The sequence below is a fragment of the Limnothrix redekei LRLZ20PSL1 genome (assembly GCF_043235035.1).
Taxonomy (GTDB): Bacteria; Cyanobacteriota; Cyanobacteriia; order CACIAM-69d; family CACIAM-69d; genus CACIAM-69d.
The window spans coordinates 133,878-156,865 of the sequence record NZ_JAZAQF010000001.1 but is presented as its reverse complement, the minus strand read 5'-3'; the positions used below and the strand labels follow the sequence as shown (position 1 = coordinate 156,865).

Below are 22,988 nucleotides of genomic sequence, written 5' to 3'. Positions count from 1 at the left end.
AAACCATCCACGGCTACGACGTGATCAAAATCATCCCCATTCGGGTCGATCGAGACCCATCAACCCTGTAGGGGCGTACAGCGGTACGCCCCTACCCGGATTAATCCTCATTACAACGGAATATTCGTGACTGGCTCCGCGTCTTGGAACAACGGCGTGCTCAGGTAGCGCTCCCCAAAGCTGGGCTGAATCGCCACAATCAATTTGCCCGCATTTTCTGGGCGGCGACCCACCTGAATCGCCGCATAAATCGCCGCTCCCGAAGAAATCCCCGACAGCAAGCCTTCTTCCCGCGCCAACCGACGACCATAGGCGATCGCCTCGTCATCGGTCACCGTAATTACTTCATCAATCAGATCCACCTTCAGCACCTCGGGCACAAACCCCGCGCCAATCCCCTGGATTCGGTGGGGGCCCGGTTGCCCGCCGGAGAGCACCGGACTGTTGGCCGGCTCCACCGCGATCGCTCGAAACTCCGGCTTCCGCTGCTTAATTACTTCCGCCACGCCCGTAATTGTGCCGCCTGTACCCACACCGGAAATCAAAAAATCAATCTTGCCGTCCGTGTCGGCCCAAATTTCCTCAGCGGTGGTGCGGCGGTGAATATCCGGATTTGCCGGGTTGCGGAACTGCTGCAACATGTAGGCATTGGGAACCGTGTTGGCAATGTCCTGGGCCCGCCGAATACAACCGCCCATCCCCTCAATGCCCGGCGTGAGTTCCAACTGCGCCCCATAGGCTCGCAGCATGGCCCGCCGCTCAGCGCTCATGGTTTCCGGCATGGTCAGGATTAGTTGATAGCCCTTGGCAGCGGCGGCCATGGCCAGGGCAATCCCCGTGTTCCCGGAGGTGGGTTCCACCAAAACGGTCTTACCTGGAATGATCGTGCCAGCCTGTTCAGCAGCTTCGATCATATTGATGCCGATCCGGTCTTTCACCGAAGCGGAAGGGTTCATGCTCTCCAGCTTGACCAGCACTTCGGCCAGGCAGCCTTCCGCTTGGGGCAGGCGGTTAAGCCGAACTAGGGGAGTGCGGCCAATCAGTTCGGTGATGTTGTTGGCGACGTTCATGGACATCTGGCTGGAACTCTCTCGTCAGGTCTGAGGGGATCGATCGCCCCTATGGCACGGGTCGGATCGAACAACGAAGCATTGGGCAGTGAGTGGATCAGTTGAATCATCGGGCCATTCAGCCAGCAATTCAGCAAAAACCAAGCAACCACAAGCAACCACAAGCAACCACCAGTATCCTGAGCATTCTCAGGATCTGTTAAGTGCTCTGGATTGCCCCTGGGCAGCCATGATCCCCAGAGCCTAGATGTAATACATCAGGTCAAGTTGCTTGCGGGCATCTCGACGATCCTTGAGATCCTGGAGGGTGTAGCGTTGCAGCACGTTGTTGGCAGCTTGATCCACTTCAACCCAAATCTCGTAGATAATGGCGCTTTCGAGCGGGCGATCGCGCCCATCGTCGTCGGCAATGTTGGCATCGGCTCCTTCTAAACATCGCAGCACATCCAGCAGCGAGATCGTCCAGGGCGATCGCGCCAGCAGATAGCCACCTTTGGCCCCGCGTTGGCTTCTGACCAAACCGCCTCGGCGCAGGGTGGCTAAGAGTTGCTCAAGGTAGCGATCGGGAATGTCCTGATCGGCAGCAATTTGGCGGATTTGCAACGGCTCGTCGTCTTGGTAGCGATCGGCGAGTTGCAACAGGGCCAGAAGGGCATATTCGCTTTTGGATGACAGTTCCACGGGTGGAGAACCTAGGAGCGAGGCTGGATCCCTAAGCGCCCGATCGCCTCATGATCGTTGATCTGAATCATGGATCTAAATCATGGATCTGAATCGTTGATCGGCGAGTCGATCGAGATAGCTTCGGGGCGATCCTAGTATACCCCGGTTTTCCGCTGGGTTTTGTAGGGTTTCGAGAGAGGTGTGGGGTATGGAAAATTCAAGCCAATCCGCCACGACTGAGCGATTGGCTAGGTCAGAAAAAGGCCTTCAGTCAAGACTTCCTAAGTCGCTGGCTCTGGCTCCAAAACGATATAACCCTTGATTACTGACGACTCTGGCAAGCTTAACAATTTGGCTTCCAGGGCCGAGGGAGTTAGCTGTTGGTCTTCCAACAACTTGTATTGGGCGACATAACCTTCAAAGACTGCGCTCCGAGCCAGTAGCTTTCGCAGAGTTGGGATCACCACTTGCTTTTCCTGGTCAAGCCCTAGCCCCGCATTTCGGCTGAGGCCCGATCCCAAGTTGCCCAGATTCGGGAGCCAGCCTCGGGCGTACCAGGTTTCATTCATCTTCAATCGCAGCTCATCTACCCAACCCAATCCCCGTTGTTCGGGCTGAATAAAGTCCATCCACTGGGCTAATTCCGTCACAGGAACCGTATCCGCAAAATCCGTAGCTAGGAATCGCTCGGGGTATTCACCAATCAGAATGTCCTTAGCGATGCGGCGGGCTTGTGCTTGCCAGAGTTCATTGACTTCCTGTGCTTCCTTACGAGCAATGTCTAGCATTCCTAGCTCTGCGGTGCAGCGGATTTGCGCTAAAGCAGTGAGAGAAAAATATTCCTCATGGGCGATCGTAACTTTCAGTGCCTGGGACTCTGCTAAGAGTTCCCGATAGCGCATGTGAATCTCCGCCAAGACATTCCGCGATTGATGCAAAATGGTGTGGCGATGGGCTGAATCGGTACGCTCATCAATTTTCAGTAAGGCATTTAAAGCGGCGAAAAGTTTGGCTCGTTCACTACTTTCAAGAAACGATTTGATCGCCTGCACTTCTTGCTGAATTTCCTTGAGCCGACTATCAATTTTGCTGAGCTTGTGGTTCATTGCCAAAAAACCAATCGAACTCACGGCCAGGCCCAATCCGGAAAAGACTGCTGCTCCGGTTGCCATTTGCAAAATTTGCTGAGTCGATTGAGACAGGACGCTAATTTGCCCTGAGAGTTGGAGGAGTTGCTGAGTATTTGCTGCTGTTAATTTTTGTAGGTCATGCAGTTGGACATTCGCGATGATTCCCGGTACAAAACTGAGTCCTGGAATAGCGCCAAAAAGATCAGAACTGATGGGGATTAGATGCCGAACAATTTGACCTCCTTGTCCTGTTCCAGCAGCCCAACGAATTACGCCACCATAGAGTTTGTACTGTCCAGCCACTAAGCCAACTAGGATTTCAGTGGGGATTGCGCGGGCAACTGTCCAGCCAGGAATCATGGGCTTTTATCCCTTAGATTTTGTGTCCCATAGATACAGTTATGATGCTTTGTGTTCAAGCATCAATCACTCTTAGGTTAGTGTAATCCTGATCTTGGGAAGCGAACCTAGCCAGTGATCAGCTTGACCAGCACAAAGGGCGCAACAATCATGGCCTGAAAACGAACATCGCCCGATCGATCCCACTCCGCGAGTTCGGCTTGGGTGGGTTTTGTGATCGCCTGCTCATCAATCCAGCGCTGCACGACGGCGGTGTTGTCGCTGGCCAGGGCCTCGCCCACTTCGGCCAAGTCCAAATCTGGCGTAACCACAATGACGGCATCGCGGCCGATGTGGGGCTTCAGCCAATCCCACTCAGCTAGGTCGATCGATTCCATGAGGCTCGATCGCAGGTTGCCGCTGGAGGGGTCATCGGCCGGAAAATTGGGGTTGCTGGGTTCGCTATCCATGCGCTTGATGGGGGCAGGTGGTTTAGGCGGGCCGCACCCGCATCAAAACTTGATCGAATTCGACGGGTTGGGCATTTTCCACCAAAATTTCCACCACTTCACCGCTGATTTCGGCTTCTAGCTCGTTCATCAGTTTCATGGCTTCGATGATGCAAACCGTTTGCCCCGAGGCGATCCGATCGCCCGGTTGCACGAAGGGCGGCTCGCCGGGGGCCGGGGCCCGGTAAAACGTGCCCACCATCGGGGACTTGATTTCCAGCAGTTTGGGATCGTTGAGGGGCGGTGGCGAGGCGGGCGGCGCTGCTGGCTCCAGGGGCGTTGCCATGGTCACCGGGGCCGCTGCCGGGGCGATCGGGGCCGCTGCCATGGCCATCGGGGCGATCGCCGTGCCTGCTGCTGCCGCCGCCACTGCCTTTCGCACCGTCAGCTCATAGTCACCTTGCTTGAGCGTCACTTCGGCAATGTCCGTCTGGTTCAGAACCAGCAGCAGTTCCCGCAATTCGTCAAAGTCCAGCGGCACGGGTCGTCTCGCTCCTAATCGCAGAATGTTAAAGCGTTAAAGGGATTCAAAAAAGAGCCGTCTATGGGGCCTTGGGCCCAGGCTCCGAGTTGAAAAAGAGGCAATCTAGGCAATCTAAAGCAATGCAAACCAAGGCAATGCAAAATGCAGGATTTAGTCAGGATTTAGTTTAGAGAGCTGCCTGGTCTGAGGACGATCGCTTGGAGATTCCCAAGGGTTGCCCAGACCAGGGGCAGGGGCTGATTCAGTATCGGTTGTAACACTAATTGCCTAGCCCCTGGCGATCGGTCGTGGTGTTCCAGGGCCCAATCACCAGGAGCTTTGGAAGGAAATTAATTTTCGCGGCCAAGGTACTTGTCTTCGCGGGTATCAATCCGCAATTTTTCGCCCACGGAAATGAACAGGGGAACCATGACCGTTGCGCCGGTTTCCAGCTTGGCGGGCTTCTGACCCCCGGTGGCGGTGTCGCCCTTCACGCCGGGATCCGTTTCCACCACTTCCAGAACCACGGTGTTGGGCAAGTCCACTTCAATCACCTTGCCGTTCCAGGTCACCACCTGGGCTTCCATCCCTTCTTTCAGGTATTTGACCCGATCGCCAATTTGGGCGGCGGAAATGTTCATTTCCTCGTAGGTCTTCATGTCCATGAACACATACTGCTCACCATCCATGTAGGTGTGCTGCATGTCGCTTTTTTCCAGGGTCGCTTGTGGAACCGTTTCCCCTGCGCGGAAGGTGCGCTCAACCACGCTGCCGGTCTGCGCGTTTTTCAGCTTCGTGCGAACAAACGCTGCGCCTTTGCCGGGTTTGACGTGCAAAAACTCGACAACTCGCCAGACACCATTGTCTAGCTCGATCGTGACACCGGGGCGGAAATCATTACTGGAAATCATCGGAAGCTGGTTTACAAAGCACCGCAGGCGGGCATAGGACGGGATACACTCTACCGCTTTTTGGGGCCGTTGGGTATTGGGCCCAGGAATCTGGAATCGACCGGGCTATGGCAAGATTGGAAGATTGGCAGTCTCCCGATGCGCCCATGGAAGCGGGCGATCGCGCTGGGGCTGTTGCGATGGTTTGAGGGCTTGCGGGCTAGGGTTTAGGGCTAGTTTTCTTGCGAGTCCTGGGGGCTGGCTTGCGGGTTGGCTGGCGCAATTGCCGGTGTAGCCAGTAGTCAGCCAGCCGTCAGCCAGCCGTCAGCCAGCCATATTTTTTATTCACTTCGATTGACCTCGATTTATCTTCGATCATGGCTATTCCAAGGCGACTTAAGGCAGGGCAAACCCGCTCCGGGTGGGCAAAGACGATCGAACCCTGGACAGCGGTGGTCGATCGACAACTGCAAGGACGGGAGCAAGGGTGGATGGGCGGTTGGGCGATCGCCCTGAGCCTGGTGATGGTGCTGTGGACGATCGGGGCGGCTCCCGCTTGGGCAGCACTGCCGGCCGGCAATGCCATCACTGACGGCAAGGCCCTGCTGCGCTATTCCTTGCCGATCGACAATGTGCCCATTCGCAAGGTGCAGTCGGAGGTGGAATCGATCGCCGGATCCTTGCGGGCTAAGCGTTGGAGTCCCGTGGCCACCAGCTTGAAAACGGCCGATCGGACGGTGACCTACAAGCGCGACCAAATTTTGGCGGCCGTTCGTCCCGATCGCCAGGAAGCCGCGGCCCAAAAGCTTGATCAGATTAGCGAGACGATCGCCAAGGCCCAAGCCGCCGTGGAAACCAAAAATAAGTCCACGGTTTGGGAACTGCGCCGGGAGATTCTGGACGCAGTGGGGGCGATCGAAGCGGATATGGTGCAGGGTTTCCCCTTTGAAGTGCCTGCTCAATATGCCAACCTGCCTCAACTGAAGGGCCGGGCCACGATCGAGATTGAAACCAGCAAAGGCAGCGTCACCGTGATGGTGGATGGCTACAGCGCCCCCGTCACGGCCGGCAACTTTGTGGACTTGGTGCAACGAGGCTTCTATGACGGGTTGCCCTTCACCCGCGCCGAAGATTCTTACGTGTTGCAATTTGGCGATCCGGCTGGCCCCGCTGAAGGCTTCATCGATCCCAAAACCAACGAATATCGCGCCATTCCCCTAGAGATTCTGGCCAGCGGCGACAAAGAACCCACCTACGGCATCACGCTCGAAGATGCGGGCCGCTATGGCGATTTGCCCGTGCTGCCCTTCTCGTCCTATGGGGCCCTGGCCATGGCCCGACCGGAACCGGATCCCGATGGCGGTTCGTCTCAGGTGTTTTTCTTCCTGTTTGAACCGGAACTGACTCCCGCCGGGGCCAACCTGCTGGATGGTCGCTATGCGGTATTTGGCTACTCGATTAGCGATGCCAAGGCGGTGCTGGATAAGATTCGCCCCGGTGACAAGGTGGTGAAGGCAACGGTGGTGGATGGGTTGGAAAATCTGGTGCAGCCCAGTTAGGTGCGGCGGGTTCTGAGTGATGCCGTTTGCTCAGAACCTGTCTTGCAGCGAACGCCTCCCCGAGGATTGAGTCCCCGCTTGGCCTGGATGCCAAGGGGGACTTTGCTTTGGGCGTTGGGAGCCGTTCCGGTTGGCTGGGTTGCCTGGGTTGCTGGGTCGTTATGTTTGGGTTGAGTGCGTTTGGAGTCAGTGCGGGAGGTTGTGGACGCGGTGGAATCGTTGCGGTTGGCGGATGTGGGGGAAGCGGGGTTACTGGCGCGGTTGTTTGCCTTTTGCGATCGCTCGGTGGTGGGCGATGACGCGGCCCTGTTGAATTGGCCCGAGGGTCAATCGCTCGTGGTCACAACTGATGTGCTGGTGGACGGGGTGCATTTTAGCGATCGCACCACCCCTCCTAGGTCGATCGGGTGGCGAGCGGTGGCGGCTAATTTGTCCGATTTGGCAGCTATGGGGGCAACGCCTCGGGCAATCACCGTGGGGCTGTCTCTGCCGGGGAATTGTGCGATCGACTGGGTGGAGGCTCTCTATGGGGGAATGGCCGATTGCTTAGCCCAGTTTGGCGGGGCCATTGTGGGGGGTGACGTGACGCGATCGACCGTGGCTACAGTGGCCATCACGGCGATCGGATCGGTTTTGCCCGATCGATCCCTCCAGCGCCACGCGGCCCAATCGGGAGACGCGATCGTGGTGACGGGTGAACATGGGGCTTCCCGAGCAGGATTGGCCCTGCTGTTGGCTGATTGGCCCCCGGAGGCTGTGGAACCCTCGGCCGCAGCGCGATCGACCTGGATTCGGGCCCACCAATACCCAACCCCCCGTTTGGACGTAATTGCCCAGTTGGATCAACTGCGCCCCAGGCTGGCCGATCGCCCCCTGGCCGCCATGGACTCCAGCGATGGGCTGGCCGATGCGGTGGTGCAATTGGCCCAAGCCAGCGGCCTGCGGGCGAAACTGTGGGGCGATCGGCTGCCGATGCCAGCGGGGTTGGTGGCGGCGGTGGGGCTGGCGCAAGCCCGCCATTGGACGCTCTATGGGGGCGAAGATTTTGAATTGGTGCTGTGTTTACCACCGGATTTGGCTGCTGATTTGGTGCAGTCCTTGGGCGGTTCGGCGGCCATTGTGGGAGAAATGGTGGCTCCAGAGGCGGATCTAGAAGCGTTAACCCAGCAGCCGATCGCCTGGGTGGTGGATTCAGGGGCGATCGAGCCGATCGGGCGATCGGCCAGCTTCCAACATTTCGGAACATCGGCCACCACCGGGCCCGCTTGAGGCTGTCTCGCTGGGCCGGGCCCAAGGCGGCCATGCCCAATTGGCCCAGGATTGAGCCATCATGATTGAGCAATGCTAGAGGCGCAAAATGCGGAGCTGTTCAACCGCAAAGCCACTGAACTGAGCCACTGAACTGAGCCATCTCCATGGGGTTAATCAACAGGCCATCGGAGCAACCAACCTTGCCCATTGAAGAACCCACGATCGACCCCATGGGCCTCGATCCCAATCCGCATCCCCCTGGGTCGGCGGCGAAAGATGCCCGTGATGATCGATCGAGCTTGGCCCCGATCGCCCCAGAATCAGCACCGGATTGGTCAGCAGTGATTGAGCAATTGCAAATTTTTCAGCGATCGCAACTTAACCAGCTTGCCCAAGATCTCGATCGCCTGAGCGCCGAGAAAACCCAATTACTGTTGGATCTCGATCGCCTAGCTCGCTATCGCCAACAACTGCGAGCACAGACCGCTCCGGGGCAGTCCCTGTTGGATCCCAGCAGCCAAGCTTGGGCCCAACAGTGGGCAAAACAACTGGCTCAACACATGGGATCCCACCTGAAAAGGGCGATCGACCAACGGTTTCAGGCCTTGGCTCAGGAATTGCGGCCCAGGGATTCCAGCGAGGCGATCGGCTCGCCCGTGGTGATCCATGGTCGTCTCAGCAGCACCGCGATTGAGCGACAATTGATGGCGCTGGATCAAACCCTGGCCCAAGTTTTTACCCATCTCCATCAAGACTTAGCGGCCTATGAACAGGCGCTGGCCCAACGACTCAGCCGATTGGCCCGGCAGCAACAGCAGGGGGAATTGTTGTTGAAGCAGGTGATGGCTCGTTGGGAAACCTCGATCGCACCCAATGCTCTTGCGCCTGATTCCCTTGGGTTGAATCCTGGGGTTCCCAATCCTGCGGTTCCTGAGCCTGAATCAACCGCGCTCGATCGGCCCGCTTCCCCGATCGCTCCCTTGCCCGATCCGGCTCCTGTGTTGTTCCCTCCCCCCCTTGTGGCCGTGAAACCCTCCGTCCCCCATCCTCAGACCCTGCGGCAACCGGGCTGGCTGTTGGCCCTGGTGGCGGCCCTGTTGTTGGCCCTGTTCAATGTGGCCCTGAAGCTGTTGTTTACGGGCAATGCTCCGGAAACCCTGTTAGGGGTGGTGACCCTACCCGGCATCATTGCGCCGGGGCTGGGCAATTCCCTGCTGATTTTGCTATTGCGCACCCTAGCAATCGTGTTGGTGTTTCCAGCGCTGGCCACTTGGCTTTATCCCGCCACTTGGCAGGAAATTCGCCACCTGTGCCAAAGCCGCGATCGCCGGTCTTGGCAAATGATCTTGCTGAACGGCTTTTTCATGTTTGTGTCCCAAGTGCTGCTCTATGTGGCGATCGGGAATTTGCCGACGGGCTTGGCGGTCACCCTCTTTTTTCTCTACCCCGTCTTTACCCTGCCCCTGTCCTGGTGGCTATTGGGCGATCGGCCCACGGCCCTGCGCTTGTTTCTCACGGCCCTGATTCTGCTGGGGGGCGGCTTGGCCTTGCCCGAGGGGGGCCCGGCCGCGGGCGATAACTGGGTGGGCCTCTCCAGCGGGCTAGCGGCCGGCGCAGCCTTCGCAGGCTATCTACTCACGGTGCAATGGGGAACCAAAACCTTGCATCCCGTGCCGTTCACCCTGGTTTCCTTCCTGTGGGTGTTTGTGTTGGCTTGCTTTGGACTCATTGCACGGCCGGAGGCGGTGACGGTGCAGGTGTTGCCGGGGACTTGGGGCGGCCTGCTGTTGGGTGGAGTCATTTTGGGTCTGTTGACCTTGGGGGGCTACCTGCTGAATAACTTGGCGGTGCAACGGGTGGGAGCCGCTTGGACGGCCATTCTCAGCGCCTCGGGCAATGCCCTGACGGCCCTGGCGGCCTGGATTTTGATTCAAGAATCGCTGGCCGGGGGGCAATGGCTGGGCATTGGGTTGGTGACCCTTGGGGTGACGCTGCTGAGTGTGGAACAGTTGAGCAAGCCGCGCCGATCGCCCCGATCGCGCCAATCGCCCCAAAGCTAGGCCAGGTTAATCAACCATTGATGGTCTCGTGGGCCCCTTCTGAGACAATGGGGACGCGTTTGTCCTGATGCTTGCGTGCCGATGAAATCCTATTCGCTGCGATCGCCCGCCAAAATTAATCTCTATTTGGAAATTGTGGGCGATCGTCCCGATGGTTTCCATGAGTTGGCCACCGTGTTCCAGAGCATTGACTTGGCGGATCTCGTCCATGTGCGATCGGGAATGCAGGGCGTAATTCAAGTGGAATGCGCCGCCGAGGGTGTGCCTAACGATGCCAGCAATTTAGCCTATCGGGCCGCAGCCCTGATGAGCGAGCGGTTTCCCGAAGCCTTCGCCAAATTTGGGGGCGTGGCGATTGAAATTGAAAAGCGAATTCCCGTGGCCGCTGGCTTAGCTGGAGGATCGGGCAATGGCGCGGCGGTGTTGGTGGGGCTGGACTTGGCCTGGGGCTTGGGCCTCACCCAAGGAGAATTGCAGGAGTTGGCGGCCGAGTTGGGATCCGATGTGCCCTTCTGTGTGGGTGGAGGAACGGCGTTGGCCACGGGACGCGGAGAAGTGCTGGATCCCCTCGCGGGGGTGGATCAGGTGTGGTTGGTGTTGGCGAAATATCGCAGTTTAGGCGTTTCCACGCCCTGGGCCTATCAAACCTATCGCGCTCAGTTTGGGGCGGAATATGCGCGTACTCCGGAGGCCCAAGCGGCTCGGCATACGGCGGCCAAGTCTGGGCCCCTCGTGCGATCGCTCCAGGCCTTGGCCGCGGGCGATCGAGCTGGTCTTTCGGCGTTGCGGCCCCTGCTGCGCAATGACCTGGAGCGGGTGGTGTTGCCGGCCCATCCCCAAATTGCGCAGTTGCGGGACTTGCTCGATCGCCTGGCCCCGCTGGGAGCGATGATGTCCGGTTCTGGCCCCTCGGTTTTTGCCCTGGCCGAGTCTGCCAGCCAAGCCCAGGAAATCCAAGCCGCCGCGCGATCGGCCCTGCCGGATCCGGATTTGGAATTTTGGGTCACCCAATTCAGTGCGGCGGGCATTCGGCCCGTTAACCAGTCGGTTTAGCGGTGGATTCAGCCGTGGATTCAGCCGTGGATTCAGGGATTCACTCAGAGGTTAATTCAGGAGGCGGTGGATTCGTTTCTGCCAGGGGCAACCAAGCCACGGCCATCGTTCCTTGAGCGATCGAGGGGAGGAGTTGATCGGAAGTTTCCCGCAACCGCAACCGAGCAGATAGGGCGATCGGGGGACTAAACAGCTCCAAGCGGCCGCCCATTTGCATCATCAACTGACGGGCGATCGCCAAACCCAACCCCGTGCCTGGAATCGGGCTGGCGGCCTGAATCCCCCGAAAGCCGCGCTGAAACAGCCGCTCCAAGTCCGCTGGCGGGATATTGTTGCCCTGATTGTTGACCACCACCGCCAGCCCCCAACCGGCCGCAGGCGCATCCTGCCAAGCAGCGACCCGGGCCAGCACCTGCACCCGGCCCCGATCGCAGGCGTATTTGATGGCGTTATCCAGCAAATTGCTAAACACCTCCCGCCAAGCCGTGCCATCGGCCAAAACCGGCGGCAAACCGGCGGGTAACGAAATCTGAAACGATCGCCCACGTTCGATCGCCACCGCTTCCGCCGCCGCGATCGCATCCATCACCAAGGTATCAACTGGCCAAGGGGCGATCGTCACCCCCGGCAACAGCAGGGCCGCCCTGTTTTCGGCGGGGGCGGGCAACTCCGACGGTGAGGGCTGATCGGCACCGGGAGCAGCCGCCCCTGTCCAGTCCGGCGTGTCAATCACTTGGCTAAAGTCCGTCAACATTCCTTGGAGTCGATCGCCCTCCCGCAGCAAGCTTTCCAGATGTGAGCGCGATCGATCCTCACCCCCTAACCGCTTCAGCACCAACTTGCCGAATGTCCGAATGGCCGTTAGGGGATTGCGAAACTGGTGCAGCCAATTGTGCAGTAATTCCGCTTGGCGCTGTTGCGTGGTCTGTTGTTGGCGATAGGCCGCCTCCAACAGTTGATTGCGGCGATCGAGTTCGCAGGCCGCCGCCAAGGTCACCGCCACCCGCCCCGCCTGCTGGCGATCCTTGGGAGTCCAAGGTTTAGAACGATCAAGCACCAACAACCCCAACATCATCTCCCCTCGGGCCAAGGGCAGCACCAATCGGCCCGGGTGGGGTTGGGGATTAAATAGGGGATTCAACGCGGGGTCAGCGGCTGAGTGAGCAGAATTGGCTGAATGGGAATTGGTGGAATGGGCAGAGGCTGAATGGTCAGCATCCGTGATCTGGTTGGCCGCCGGGGGAATTGCTTCTGGCGCAATTGAGAGGTTCATCACGTCTGCCCGATCGCCCGCTTGGTGACTAACCTCGGCCTTGGGCGCGATCGCAGAGGTGATCTCCGCAGGAGCCGCTGCCCAAGGGCCCGACCCCGACAGCAACCGCGATCGGCCCCGACTGCGCGATCGGCCCGTTCCCGCTTCCTCCAAAAGCTGCGTATTGGCCCGAGCCGGATATTCCAACACCGGCATCCAAGCCGGTTCCGTCGTCCCAGACCAATCCTGCGCCAAATACACCACACCCCGTCCCAGGTGCAACGTTTCCGCCATCAAGGCCAACTGCGCTTGGCACAGGGCCAAAAAGGTTGAACTCGCCATTGCTCGCCACTCCCCCCGGGGGGCCTCCATCGGGGAACATTCGCGGTTGCTAGAGGTTGGGGAGCGGCCGCGCCCGGTTTCCCGCATGGGGCGATCGCCGGCTTTGTGAAGAATTACGGCATTGCTCTCCCCAAGGCTTGAGAACTCCTTAAGCTGGAACTATCTCAAGCCGCTTCTATTCAAATTGCTCCATTCAAACTGATTAAGAATCATTAAAAAGCCGCAAGGGATCGCAAGAACCTGGGGCAGCAATTGTGTGAAATCCAGACAGTCTCTAGGTTTCTGAATGGGCCAGTACTCAAAATGAAACTGCTAAGAAATCGACAGAATAAACAATTGTAATTGAATTCGTGTCGATCAATTAAAACAAGTTGAAATTTTGGCGCAAAGGCGATATACTTTGCACGGCTTTTGTAACCGTCACTACACTTATCTTGGCACGGGAGGTAAGGAGGTTGGCAAGGAGACGCAAGCGCAAGAGCCGTCGGCGGCAAGAAGGGCGACGGATTCTTGAGAATGTGCCACAGTATAGCATCGAATGTGGCGAAGATAAGCCGGTCACGGCCGCTCGCAAATTCATTAAGGCAGAGGGAATTCATCCCCCCGCTTTGGTGTTGGTGAAGCGTAACGAACACACCACGGATCGCTACTTTTGGGCCGAAAAAGGGTTGTTCGGAGCGCAATACGTTGAAGAAAACCACTTCCTGTTCCCGAGCCTCCGGCTCTGGGGCGATCAAGAAGGGGATGTGCCTGCTTTGGGAATGGTGGCCGCTGCGGCACGCTAAGCCCATGACAACAAAACTGAAACCCGCGTTGTGTGGAGCCTGAAATCAGACGTTTGAGGTCGTGGCTGCTCTGCAATTCGGGCACAGTTGAGGTGCAAATCGTCTTGGGGCATGGATGCACGGAAACGTGGATTAATTGGTGATTTGTTATTGATTGGTGGGTGATGACTGTTGACCTTCCATTGGCGATCGACTTCTACATCGCAGCGTCCATGGATGATCGAGTGCATCACAGTTGACACATCAATCTCTCATTAGCAAAAAGCTCAATAGCCGACTGACGACGGGCCTAAGCGCGATCGCTTCTTGCGCGATGGCCTTGTGCGGCCCTGGGTGCTTCCAATTCAAAAAAATCCAGCAACGTCCGCGATCAGACCGCTGATCAGTGGGCGTTGCTGGTTTTTCATGTGTTTGTAGGTGTGTTTGCAGTGGCACGGCTACCTTAATTCGCTTGGTCAAATTACATGACCGTTGCCGTCATCTAATCGTTAAGCAGCAAGATGCTCAAGCCCCTTGTTACCACGACTGGCTCCGCAACTTTGACCCAATGTCTTCAGTCTGTCACGCTAGTAGGTGTGTTTGCAGGTGTGAGGTTCTGGGGTTGTGCTGTGCTTTCGATCTAGGCAGCCTGGAACAGCAAGGCACGGAAAAATAGGCCGGTCAATGGGTTAACCAGGTTAAGCAACAGTTACCACATGCCGCGAATTGGTTGTGCGGGGCGATCGGGGGTGATGGTGGTTTGTTGAACAGTGGTTTGTTGGCCGCTGCGTTGTACGGTGCGTTGTTGCACGGTGGTGGTCGTGGTCACGCTGGCTTGACTGGTGCTGACGTAGGCGTTGTCAGCATTGGCCAGTTGAATATAGCCATTGCGAATCACAAGGGCATCGTTTCCCAGGGCAACGGCTTGGGCAAAGAAACGACCATCGACCAAGGCCAAGGTGATTTGATCTCCCGGATCGAGGCCCAGTCGGGTGCGATCGACCTGGGTGATGCCCACCAGGCGAGTGGAACCATCGGTCAGCAACAGTCGCACCCGATCGCCCACCAAATCTTGAATCTCGCCGGTCACAATTTCCACATTCTCAGCGGGCCCCACCATCCACACCACTTCCGGCATTTCTGCCCGGGCGGGCAAGGGGGCCAAGGTGGCGGTGGTGGCCAAAAGGGCGATCGAACCCATCACTGCGCAAGTCCATTTGCAAGCCATAACCAACTTCTCCAACGGAAGACTGTGAGTGCCAACGGAAGGACTCGATCGGGCGATCGAATCCGCCAACTGATTACTTCGCAGCCACGGGTGGGAAGTCAGGATCACCAATTCGGCCTCGATCGGGCCCAGAGGCGTGATCGCCAGGAAATGCTGGCACTTTTCTAAGGCGAGCGTGCGTTAAAACTCCTGGCCAGAGTCGATCGCAGCGGCCACCACATCCAAAGCAGCGGTGGTTTTGCGACCCGTGAGCCAATAGGTGCGCATGGGGCCGCGGCCCTTCACATCAATCTCGCCTCGGGATTCAAACTCATAGCGATCGCGTAGGGCCTGATACACCGTTTCGGTCACCTGAATTCGGCTGGCCAAGCCCTGGGATTCCATCCGGCTGGCAATGTTGACCGTATCGCCCCAAAGGTCATAGATAAACTTGCGAATGCCAATTACACCCGCAATGACGGGCCCGGTGTTCATACCCACGCGGATTTCCAGCGATCGCCCCAAGGTTTGCTGAAACTCGTCTTGAAAGCCATGAATCACCCGCTGCATATCCAGCGCCATGTTGGCCATGGCCGCGGTGGGATCTTCCATGGGCAGAGGCAGCCCGGCCGCCACCATGTATGCATCTCCGAGGGTTTTGATTTTTTCCAGGTGATGGCGCTCTGCCAGGTGGTCAAACTGGGAAAAGATGCGGTTCAACCAAGTCACCAAGTCGATCGGGGGCAGTTGGGACGAAAGGGGCGTGAAACCCACGATGTCCGCAAACAGAATGCTGACTTCTTCAAAATGTTGGGCGATCGGTTCCGATTCTGTGGATCCATCGGGCTGCACATTTTGCTTCAGGCGATCAGCTACGGTGCGGGGCAGGATATTCAACAGCAATCGCTCCGATTTTTCCTGTTCCCGGCGCAGGGCTTCTTCGGCCTGTTTGCGTAAGGTGATATCTTCCACCACCCCCAACAACCCAATCACGCGGCGTTGATTGTCGTGAATCGGAATTTTGCTGATATCTAGCCAAATGGTTTCGCCCGTGGCTCCCGGTTTTTGCTTGGGGGCGATCGCGTGCCAAACGGGTCGATCGCTCTCAATTACCCGGCGATCTTGCTCGCGAAAGGCTTCCGCTGCCTCTGGATCTCGCACCAGGTCAAAATCCGTCAACCCAATCACCGCTTCAGGATTTTCCAGCCCCGCCGCCTCTGCCCAGTTTTTGTTGCAACCCTGAAAGACCAGATCGGTATCTTTCCAAAACACATGCTGGGGAATGTTATCGAGAATTAGCCGCAAATATCGTTCCTTTTCCTGCAGTTTGGCTTCCGAGAGGGTGAGGGCAGCCGTGCGTTGTTGTACCTTCAACTCTAGATTTTGGTTGGCTTCCTCCCAGGCGGCGAAGGCCTGCCGCAGTTGAAAGGCCATGCGGTTAAAGGACTCGGCCAGGCGATCGACCTCCAGGATTGGGCTGGCGGCGGCGGTCTGATTCAAATTGCCCTCGGCGATCGCCTCAGCAGCCCGGCTAATCCGACTAACGGGATCCACAATCCAGCGTGTGGTGGCGATCGCCATTAAGACGGCCAAGCCTAAAGCACCCAAACAGAGCAGAGCGGTGATACGGGTATTTTCCTGAATTTGGGATGTGAAATCCCGCTCGGGGACAACCGTCACGGTCACCCAATCGAGTCCATAGTCATTTTCCAGAGGCAACACATCAATGAAGATCCGATCGCTCCCCTTCGGTCGCACAATGCCCTGATACCGCTTGCTAACCTGGCGATAGGTGCCAAAGCGATCTCGCAAAAACTCGCCCGCTGCCCGGATTCGAGGATCGCGGCTTTCCTCCGGCTTCAGTCGCCGGGGTTGGTTTTGGGCATCCCGCGCAAACAGAGGTTCCTCAGACGACGTGGCCACCAGGGCCCCGGTCAACCGCTCCACAATAAACATTTCCCCGGTTCGCCCTACCTTCAGACCCCGTAAAAAGGTAGAAAGCTGTTCCAAGGGAAGGTCGATCGCCAGCACGCCCTTGAGCGTTTCCGTGGTCAGTGGTGTGCCACTGGCGGTCACCGTACTGGGGCTGCTGGCGTAAATGGGCAAAGCCGGAGTAATGCCCAATATCGGCGGCTCCGTGAACACATAAATGGGCGACCAAGCCAAGCTACCCCGAGCCACAGCAGCCCGATACCAAGGGCGTTTTCGAGGATCGTAGGGCCGGGAGCTGACGAAGCGATCGCGCTGGCCCTGCTTGTTCAGGGTATAAATTCTCCAGTTGGGGGCCGTGGCCGTCGTTCGTACGGAGACAGTGGAAGGGTTGCCGCGCTCAACCTGTAAAAAATTGCCCTCCGCATTGCCGTAGTAGAGGGCGGAGACCGCCGGTGTGATGTGTACCTGATGCCAGAAATAGCGCTGAAGGGCGGTGAAGTCGTCTAGGTTGAGGTTGCCCGCCGCCACGGATGCAGCATCAATGCGCAAAAACAGCTCGGATGTGCCCAAATAACCCTGCACATGCTGTTCCACCTTGGCCGCAATTTCGCCACTGAGCCTGGCCGCGAGGTCATTCACGGCCCGCTGGCCATTTCGCAGTGAGAGCCATCCCGTGAGTCCAACGGCCCCGGCCACTTGCAGGATGAGCGGCACGACCAACCAGCGCAAGCGTAGTTGTCGGAACCGCTTCGGGATCGACTGGATGGGTTGCACGAGTTTCATAGGGTGTCTAACGGTGCGGGTGGGGCATGGTCAGGATCAGGAATGGAAAACCAGGCCTCGCTTGGGTTTCCATGTTGCAATTTGTTGCGGCTGAGAGAAACCTGCGCAGCAAATTGCAGCAGCCGACGAGAGTGCTCCGATGAAAAACGTGCCGATACTTGAACGGGTCTGGGTTGTAGCCTTGGCGCAGGCATCAGAATCGTTGAGAACGGTGGTCTGATTCTGGCATTCTCGGGGGAACTTGTGGGGTGATGCACCTAGGCGCAGCGTGTGACTTCCTGCGGCGCGGCGGTTGATCATGATCGGGGACTCGGCCCGATCGCCCCGCTGTGGCCCAGCCGGGTATTGCTAAATCCAGTAAGGCAACCAGCGCACACCCTCAATTCCCCAAATCCGCAGTTGCCAGTCAAAGGGGGTGAGGGGCCAACCCAAATAAACGGGAAGCCAAAAAAGAAAAGACAGCCCGATCAAAATCATGGCAATGATCGAAAGGGGGCGATCGGAGCGGGATTGCCAGAGCCGATCGAGCAGCCAAGCCAAGACCAAGCTCGAAAACACAAACGCTCCCATGTAGTGGTAGAGAAAGGTGCAACGAGAGACCTTGGCCCAGGGCAACCAGTTCGCCCCGTAGTTCACCAGGCAATAGGTCAACATCAAAACTTCAGGCGATCGCGCGGCGGCCCCGATCGCGCCCGATCGTTCCCACATCAGCCGTAATTGCCAGCGGTGGGATCCCAACCGCACCACGGGACTTTCCAAATAATCGGTACTGACAAGGGGGTTTGCCAAAGCGGCCGGTTGCGCGATCGAACGCCACCAGCACCGCCCCAACCACCACAGGGCCACAACCAACGCCCCCGCCGTCAGCCACCAAAGCAGTGGATTTCCCAAGGCATGTACGTCATAAACCGTTGGCGTACCAGCCGGGAGATCCTTGGGGATCGGGTTTTGATAATCGATCGGGGCGTTGGGGCTGCTGGTGCGGGCGTAGAAATAGGCGATCGGGCGCAACAGCAGGGGCCAAGTGAACCAACGGGAACAGTAGGGATGGGCATCATCACCCCCAACCCGATGGTGGTAGCGCAACAAATCTTGGTTAAATTCCCAAATACTTTTGCCAGGATTCATTTGGGCATGGGGAATCCACAGCAGCCAATAAATCACCAACGGCAGCAGCCCCAACATCAATCCCATTTGGATCGGGCTGAAGCGCTGAAGGAGTGTTAAGGGATTTGCGGCCGATCGCCCCGTTCGGGAACTAGGGCTGTTTTCAATGCTCTCGGGTCGTTCGGCATTCTCGATCGGCTCAGTTGATTGCCGGGTCGTGAAACCAGGGCGATCGAGCCAATGCCAAACTCGCCACAGGGCCCAACTGCCCCAAGCCCCCACCAAAAAGGCCAAGCCATTCCACTTCACACTGGCTGTGCAACCAAACCCCAAGCCCGCCACCGCCAACCAGGCCCACACCTGCCAGTGATAGCGCGATCGCCCGGCCATGGCCCGCGCCGCCATCAGCCAGCCACAGTGACCCAACAGGCCAAAGATCACCAGGTAAACATTATTCAACCCATAGCGGGATTCCACCAAAAACAGCCCATCCAGGGCGATCGCCCCCGCCGCCACCAAGGCCAACAGCCGCCGCCCGGAAATTAACCAAGCCAACCAAGCCACCACCAACGGCATCAAAGATCCCACCAGCGCATTCAGCCAGCGATAGCTGACCGTGGCTAGCAGGGAACCGGTTGCTTGGTTGGTGTTGTCGCGCCCCCACTGAAAATGCTCACTGATGGCAATCCCGATCGCAATCAGATACTTACTGAGGGGGGGATGGCCATCTTCAACGGGTTTGCCCACCAGGTAGTCGCGGGCGAACTGGGCAAAGTAAACCTCATCAAACACCAAGGTGTTCAAGTGGCCCAAATTCCAAAATCGGACGATCGCCCCCACCAACACGATCGCCCCCAGGATCCACCACCAATGGGATTCCCAGTGCCATCGCAACTTGGAAGATCTTGGAAAATCCCCCTGGCCTGCTGGATCTTCCTGGAGTGGTGAGTGGTCTAGGGGCGATCGCACATCAGCCATGACAAAATCCATGGAAAAAAGGCCATTTTAAGGGCCATTGCAGCGGCCGCAATTGCGAGGCCCCGCGAATGGGCGCTTAAGGATTTGGGTTGGAACCCGTGCCTTGCCAGTCACTGCCGATTTGAATCGTCACGTCGGATCCCAAAATGCCCGAGCTATCCACCCGCACATCACCCCGCCCGATCGCCGCCTTCACCTGTTCCGCCGTATCTGCATCCCCATTTTGGGCAATCACTCGCGTCGTGCTGATCGTCTCCTTCCAAGACCGAGCCACAAACGTTTGGCGATAGCCCATCGCTTCTAACTGCCGTGCCACCGCTCTGGCCGCCTCCGGATTGCCACTGGCATCCTGCACCGCCACACGCACCTGCGAAATCGATCGACTGTCGCCGGAACTGACCCCATGTTCAAAGTGCCTAGCCATCATGTCCCGAATCTGATTCGGGTAGGGCAACCAATAACTCGTGCCGTAACGGGCAATATCTCCGTAATCCCCCGGGGTCACCAGCATTTGCACATTTTGGCGATCGACCTGGGTGGCAAAGCCCGCCAGCGCCACAATCTCCTCCATGCTGAGGTTGGTGTCCAAATTCTCCCGAATCACCGACAAAATTTCCGGTAGCTTCAGCAGCGTGGTGGGGTTCAGGGCCTGTTCCTTCAGGCTGCGCATGGCCATCTGCTGGCGCTGTACCCGGCCAATGTCTCCATGTTCATCGTGGCGGAACCGCAAGAACGCCAGCGCCTGTTCCCCATTCAGGTGTTGCCGTCCCTGTTTCAAATTGATGTAAAGGTGTTGGCTATCATCTTGATACTTCATATCGCGGGGAACATAGACCGTTAAGCCCCCCAAAGCATCCAGCAGCTTTTCCACCCCTTGGACGTTAATTCGCATGTAGCGATCGATCGGCACGCCCCCCAACAGCTCGCTCACCGCCTTGGCGCTCAGGGCCGGCCCCCCACGACTGTTAGCGGCATTAATTTTGGTCATCCCCAGGCCATCCACCCAAGCCCGCGTGTCCCGAGGAATTGACAACACCGATAGTTTTTTCTGGCTGGGGTCAAACCGCACCAAAAACATCGTGTCCGACAGACCCTCAAAGGAGTTCACCAGCGCATGGTAGCCATACTTGCGACTAAGGCTCTCATCCACATCAGCGGTGATGACTTTAATCCCCAGCACCAAAATATTGACCGGCCGGGTGAGTTGCGGCAGTTGCAAGCCCAGGCTGGAAATGGGTTGATTGTTCCCAAAAACCGCCTTTTCCTCTTTGCTCAATTCCCGCTGACTGAGGCTGGGGGAACTGAGGGAAACGGCCAGCAACGCCCCCGTGGTTGCCGAGATGGTGGCCACGCCCAAGAGGCTAAACAACAGCCAGAACCAACGGAAGCGATTGGCCCGAGGCTTGGGTTGCGGCGCTTGGGAGCGAGACATATCGGTAGCGTGGGTTTGGGGATGTCGATCGGTCAAGGGTGAGGAGGCGCGGTTGGAATGGCGAGTGGACACGGAGTTCCTCAAAAGGGGGTCAAGGGCGGAGAGTTGATGAGAGAGTAGCGCACTGAATTGGCGATCGGACAGGGGCACTCGGGTGGCTCTGGCAGGGCGATCTCCACTTGATGAGGCTCTGAGAACCGCTGGGAGTGCGGTGTGGGGTGGCTGCCCAGACACCAATCTGACCGTTCTGACCATGGAAAGCAGAGCACAGCGGCCCGGCCGCATTGGCGGGAAAACCACTAGGTGCAACTGCCGTAGCGCAATCATCGGGGATGGGTGCGCAAAACTGCCGTCATTTTAGCGGCGTTTTGGTGCGATCGCGGTGGATCATCCGGAGAAGACTGAGCAAAAATTCGCCGGAACTTTTTAGCAGGATTTAACTAGCTTTGGCCGAGAGTTCAGCCGACAATGCGATTCCCCAAGCGGTTCTCGGTCACCATTCCCAAATCCCATTCCTAGATCTCAGCTCTTTTCAGGGCTGCTCAGGATGGGTTGGGAATCAGTCCAAGATCGGCCCCAGATTTGTTCGGGGTAGAGTTGGGCCAGCTCGTGATTGCAGGCTGTTGGCAGCCGCCAAGCTGGGAACCTGAATGCTAGCGGGTCTTGCTTGAGTCTTGATTTAGTAGCGAGTTGGTGGCGAGTTGGTGGCGAGTTGGTGGTGATTCGATGTTAAGGCGATGCCGAGATGCGATATTGGAATGCAATATTGGAATGCGATATTGAGATGCAATATTGAATTGAACCGGCGTTAACACTTTTGAAGCTGGCGTTGAAACCGTGCAAGATACCAGGCTCAACAACCTCCTAGGCGCGATCGCCCGGGGATTAGGAGGATGGCTCCAAAATCCTTGGCGGCGCACTTCTGTACAGTGTTTGGCGGTGTTGGTGGGGTTCTTTGGGGCTTCCGCATTAATCACCACAGCGGGCCAGGAGGCCGCCTGGGACTTATCCATGGCGGGCATTTTGGCGGTGTTCTGCGAGGTGGTGAGCATTGTGGTCTATCGCCGCTGGAATGCTCAGGCTACAGATTTCAACGGGCGATCGCCCCTGTGGCTGTCGGTTTTGAATTTACTGAAATTAGGAATGGTTTACGGCCTGTTCTTAGAGGCTTTCAAATTGGGAAGCTAACCCCAAACAGGAAAAAAGCCCCGCCCTGCTGGGGCGGATGGCCTGAAGTTGGGGAGTGCCTGTGAGGTGATGATTTGCGGCGAGTGAGCGCTGACGCTGCAAGGCTTTCACGAGCTGGCCGTGCCTGAGTTACGGCACTACCAATTACGGCACTACCCAAACGCCCTCATGATTCCTAGTCGCGCTCTAACTCGCCTTGAGCGACTTGCTAGCCAATCCAGACCAAGTTTTCAGCCGCGTCTCGAAAATCGTCAGACGCAGACACACCATTACAGGTGGTAATTTCCGGGGACTCCTCGCCATCGCGGGGGCGATCGGGTGGGGGCGGCGGCGGTGGAAAAGAAGGCGGCGGTGGCGGTGGTGGAGTTAAGCCCGCCGTGGTTGTTGCGCTGGTGGGGCCGTAATGCTTGCGGTGGCGCAAACTGGCATCGTCGGTGCGGAAACTGCCTGCCGGATCTGACACAGCAATCGGCATTCTGGCGGACAGAGGAGCTGGGGGCCGCTTGTTAGGTTCCGCCGAGGTTGAGGCCGATCGCACAAACCCTTTGCGGTGGGGACTAGCGGGCGCAGCGGCCCGGGCGGCACTGGTGCGCTGGGTTGCCGCAGCCATGGACTGACGAAGCGATCGACGTTCCGGTTCGATCACTTTGTCCATGAAATATTCGATGGTTTGTTCGCGAACCCAACCCCGTTTCGACAAAATTTCCCCAAACCGCAACCCCGTCACACTCTGATCATTCAGAGCAACCGTGACTTGAGCGGGCGCGAGCAAACCCGCCTCCACAAGGTATTGACCCAGGGGCTTAAGGCCGATCGACCGGGGCCAGGCTGCTGGTTGTCCCGAGACCGATCGATCTGTGCTGGGAGACGGTTGATTCTCCATAGCCAACCTCTACTACGACAAGGGATACAAGCGGGAGCGCGATCGTGGCAGAGCAGAATCCAGATGCGTCCCTCCGCAAAAGCCGAATTCGGGAACCACCAGAGAAGGAAACTTGGAACTGGATTGCAACGGA

General features: G+C 57.8%; 18 protein-coding genes. 6 read left to right on the top strand and 12 right to left on the bottom strand.

Annotated features, from left to right (window positions below):
* Positions 1-110: 110 nt before the first annotated feature.
* The 6 genes from cysK to efp form a co-directional block, all read right to left on the bottom strand.
* Positions 111-1,070 carry a cysteine synthase A gene (gene cysK / locus VPK24_RS00640; protein WP_393009900.1) on the bottom strand — a complete coding sequence of 320 codons (960 nt, stop codon included), beginning with the start codon at positions 1,068-1,070 and terminating at the stop codon, positions 111-113.
* A 243-nt stretch (positions 1,071-1,313) separates the two neighbouring features.
* Positions 1,314-1,751: an RrF2 family transcriptional regulator gene (locus VPK24_RS00635; protein WP_393009790.1), complete on the bottom strand. Its 438-nt coding sequence runs from the start codon at positions 1,749-1,751 to the stop codon at positions 1,314-1,316.
* A gap of 263 nt (positions 1,752-2,014) precedes the next feature.
* Positions 2,015-2,905, bottom strand: coding sequence for a hypothetical protein (locus tag VPK24_RS00630; RefSeq protein WP_393009788.1), 891 nt, complete (start codon positions 2,903-2,905; stop codon positions 2,015-2,017).
* Between the two features lie 425 nt (positions 2,906-3,330).
* The gene (locus tag VPK24_RS00625) at positions 3,331-3,672 is read right to left on the bottom strand and encodes a DUF2288 domain-containing protein (RefSeq protein ID WP_393009786.1); all 342 of its coding nucleotides are present in this window, start codon (positions 3,670-3,672) and stop codon (positions 3,331-3,333) included.
* 22 nt (positions 3,673-3,694) lie between these two features.
* Positions 3,695-4,192 carry an acetyl-CoA carboxylase biotin carboxyl carrier protein gene (gene accB / locus VPK24_RS00620; RefSeq protein ID WP_393009784.1) on the bottom strand — a complete coding sequence of 166 codons (498 nt, stop codon included), beginning with the start codon at positions 4,190-4,192 and terminating at the stop codon, positions 3,695-3,697.
* Positions 4,193-4,524: 332 nt separating this feature from the next.
* On the bottom strand, positions 4,525-5,085 hold the full coding sequence (efp, locus tag VPK24_RS00615) for an elongation factor P (protein ID WP_393009782.1): 561 nt from the start codon (positions 5,083-5,085) through the stop codon (positions 4,525-4,527).
* A 470-nt stretch (positions 5,086-5,555) separates the two neighbouring features.
* Between efp and VPK24_RS00610 the strand changes: the two genes are divergently transcribed.
* From VPK24_RS00610 to ispE, 4 genes are all read left to right on the top strand, one after another.
* Positions 5,556-6,623 (top strand): peptidylprolyl isomerase, encoded by a 1,068-nt coding sequence (locus tag VPK24_RS00610; protein WP_393009898.1) that lies wholly within the window; start codon positions 5,556-5,558, stop codon positions 6,621-6,623.
* A gap of 189 nt (positions 6,624-6,812) precedes the next feature.
* Complete coding sequence (gene thiL / locus VPK24_RS00605) at positions 6,813-7,892, top strand: thiamine-phosphate kinase (protein ID WP_393009780.1); 1,080 nt, start codon at positions 6,813-6,815, stop codon at positions 7,890-7,892.
* 182 nt (positions 7,893-8,074) lie between these two features.
* Positions 8,075-9,934, top strand: a complete 1,860-nt coding sequence (locus VPK24_RS00600; RefSeq protein WP_393009778.1) for an EamA family transporter — start codon at positions 8,075-8,077, stop codon at positions 9,932-9,934.
* 81 nt (positions 9,935-10,015) lie between these two features.
* Positions 10,016-10,987: a 4-(cytidine 5'-diphospho)-2-C-methyl-D-erythritol kinase gene (gene ispE, locus VPK24_RS00595; RefSeq protein WP_393009776.1), complete on the top strand. Its 972-nt coding sequence runs from the start codon at positions 10,016-10,018 to the stop codon at positions 10,985-10,987.
* Positions 10,988-11,027: 40 nt separating this feature from the next.
* On the opposite strand, the gene VPK24_RS00590 is transcribed toward ispE, so the two are convergent.
* Positions 11,028-12,581, bottom strand: coding sequence for a sensor histidine kinase (locus VPK24_RS00590; RefSeq protein ID WP_393009774.1), 1,554 nt, complete (start codon positions 12,579-12,581; stop codon positions 11,028-11,030).
* Between the two features lie 455 nt (positions 12,582-13,036).
* On the opposite strand from VPK24_RS00590, the gene VPK24_RS00585 reads away from it, so the two are divergent.
* On the top strand, positions 13,037-13,366 hold the full coding sequence (locus VPK24_RS00585; RefSeq protein ID WP_099534815.1) for a DUF3155 domain-containing protein: 330 nt from the start codon (positions 13,037-13,039) through the stop codon (positions 13,364-13,366).
* A gap of 688 nt (positions 13,367-14,054) precedes the next feature.
* On the opposite strand, the gene VPK24_RS00580 is transcribed toward VPK24_RS00585, so the two are convergent.
* The 4 genes from VPK24_RS00580 to VPK24_RS00565 all read right to left on the bottom strand — a co-directional run bounded on the left by VPK24_RS00580 (position 14,055) and on the right by VPK24_RS00565 (position 20,856).
* A complete protein-coding gene (locus tag VPK24_RS00580; RefSeq protein ID WP_393009772.1) occupies positions 14,055-14,681 on the bottom strand; it encodes a hypothetical protein in 627 nt (208 codons plus the stop codon).
* Positions 14,682-14,753: 72 nt separating this feature from the next.
* Positions 14,754-17,267, bottom strand: a complete 2,514-nt coding sequence (locus VPK24_RS00575) for an adenylate/guanylate cyclase domain-containing protein (RefSeq protein ID WP_393009770.1) — start codon at positions 17,265-17,267, stop codon at positions 14,754-14,756.
* A 348-nt stretch (positions 17,268-17,615) separates the two neighbouring features.
* Positions 17,616-19,364: a phospholipid carrier-dependent glycosyltransferase gene (locus VPK24_RS00570; RefSeq protein WP_393009768.1), complete on the bottom strand. Its 1,749-nt coding sequence runs from the start codon at positions 19,362-19,364 to the stop codon at positions 17,616-17,618.
* 64 nt (positions 19,365-19,428) lie between these two features.
* Positions 19,429-20,856, bottom strand: a complete 1,428-nt coding sequence (locus VPK24_RS00565) for an LCP family protein (RefSeq protein ID WP_393009766.1) — start codon at positions 20,854-20,856, stop codon at positions 19,429-19,431.
* Between the two features lie 765 nt (positions 20,857-21,621).
* Between VPK24_RS00565 and VPK24_RS00560 the strand changes: the two genes are divergently transcribed.
* Positions 21,622-21,972, top strand: a complete 351-nt coding sequence (locus tag VPK24_RS00560) for a DUF565 domain-containing protein (RefSeq protein ID WP_393009764.1) — start codon at positions 21,622-21,624, stop codon at positions 21,970-21,972.
* Between the two features lie 208 nt (positions 21,973-22,180).
* Here the strand turns inward: VPK24_RS00560 and VPK24_RS00555 are convergent, their stop codons facing one another.
* Positions 22,181-22,855 (bottom strand): hypothetical protein, encoded by a 675-nt coding sequence (locus VPK24_RS00555; protein WP_393009762.1) that lies wholly within the window; start codon positions 22,853-22,855, stop codon positions 22,181-22,183.
* Positions 22,856-22,988: the final 133 nt, after the last annotated feature.

Coding starts and splice junctions, on each gene's coding strand:
- ispE (WP_393009776.1), top strand. CDS start 10,016: ATGAAATCCTATTCGCTGCGATCGCCCGCCAAAATTAATCTCTATTTG.
- VPK24_RS00590 (WP_393009774.1), bottom strand. CDS start 12,581: ATGGCGAGTTCAACCTTTTTGGCCCTGTGCCAAGCGCAGTTGGCCTTG.
- VPK24_RS00555 (WP_393009762.1), bottom strand. CDS start 22,855: ATGGAGAATCAACCGTCTCCCAGCACAGATCGATCGGTCTCGGGACAA.
- efp (WP_393009782.1), bottom strand. CDS start 5,085: ATGATTTCCAGTAATGATTTCCGCCCCGGTGTCACGATCGAGCTAGAC.
- VPK24_RS00570 (WP_393009768.1), bottom strand. CDS start 19,364: ATGGATTTTGTCATGGCTGATGTGCGATCGCCCCTAGACCACTCACCA.
- VPK24_RS00575 (WP_393009770.1), bottom strand. CDS start 17,267: ATGAAACTCGTGCAACCCATCCAGTCGATCCCGAAGCGGTTCCGACAA.
- VPK24_RS00625 (WP_393009786.1), bottom strand. CDS start 3,672: ATGGATAGCGAACCCAGCAACCCCAATTTTCCGGCCGATGACCCCTCC.
- cysK (WP_393009900.1), bottom strand. CDS start 1,070: ATGAACGTCGCCAACAACATCACCGAACTGATTGGCCGCACTCCCCTA.
- VPK24_RS00610 (WP_393009898.1), top strand. CDS start 5,556: ATGGGCGGTTGGGCGATCGCCCTGAGCCTGGTGATGGTGCTGTGGACG.
- VPK24_RS00630 (WP_393009788.1), bottom strand. CDS start 2,905: ATGGCAACCGGAGCAGCAGTCTTTTCCGGATTGGGCCTGGCCGTGAGT.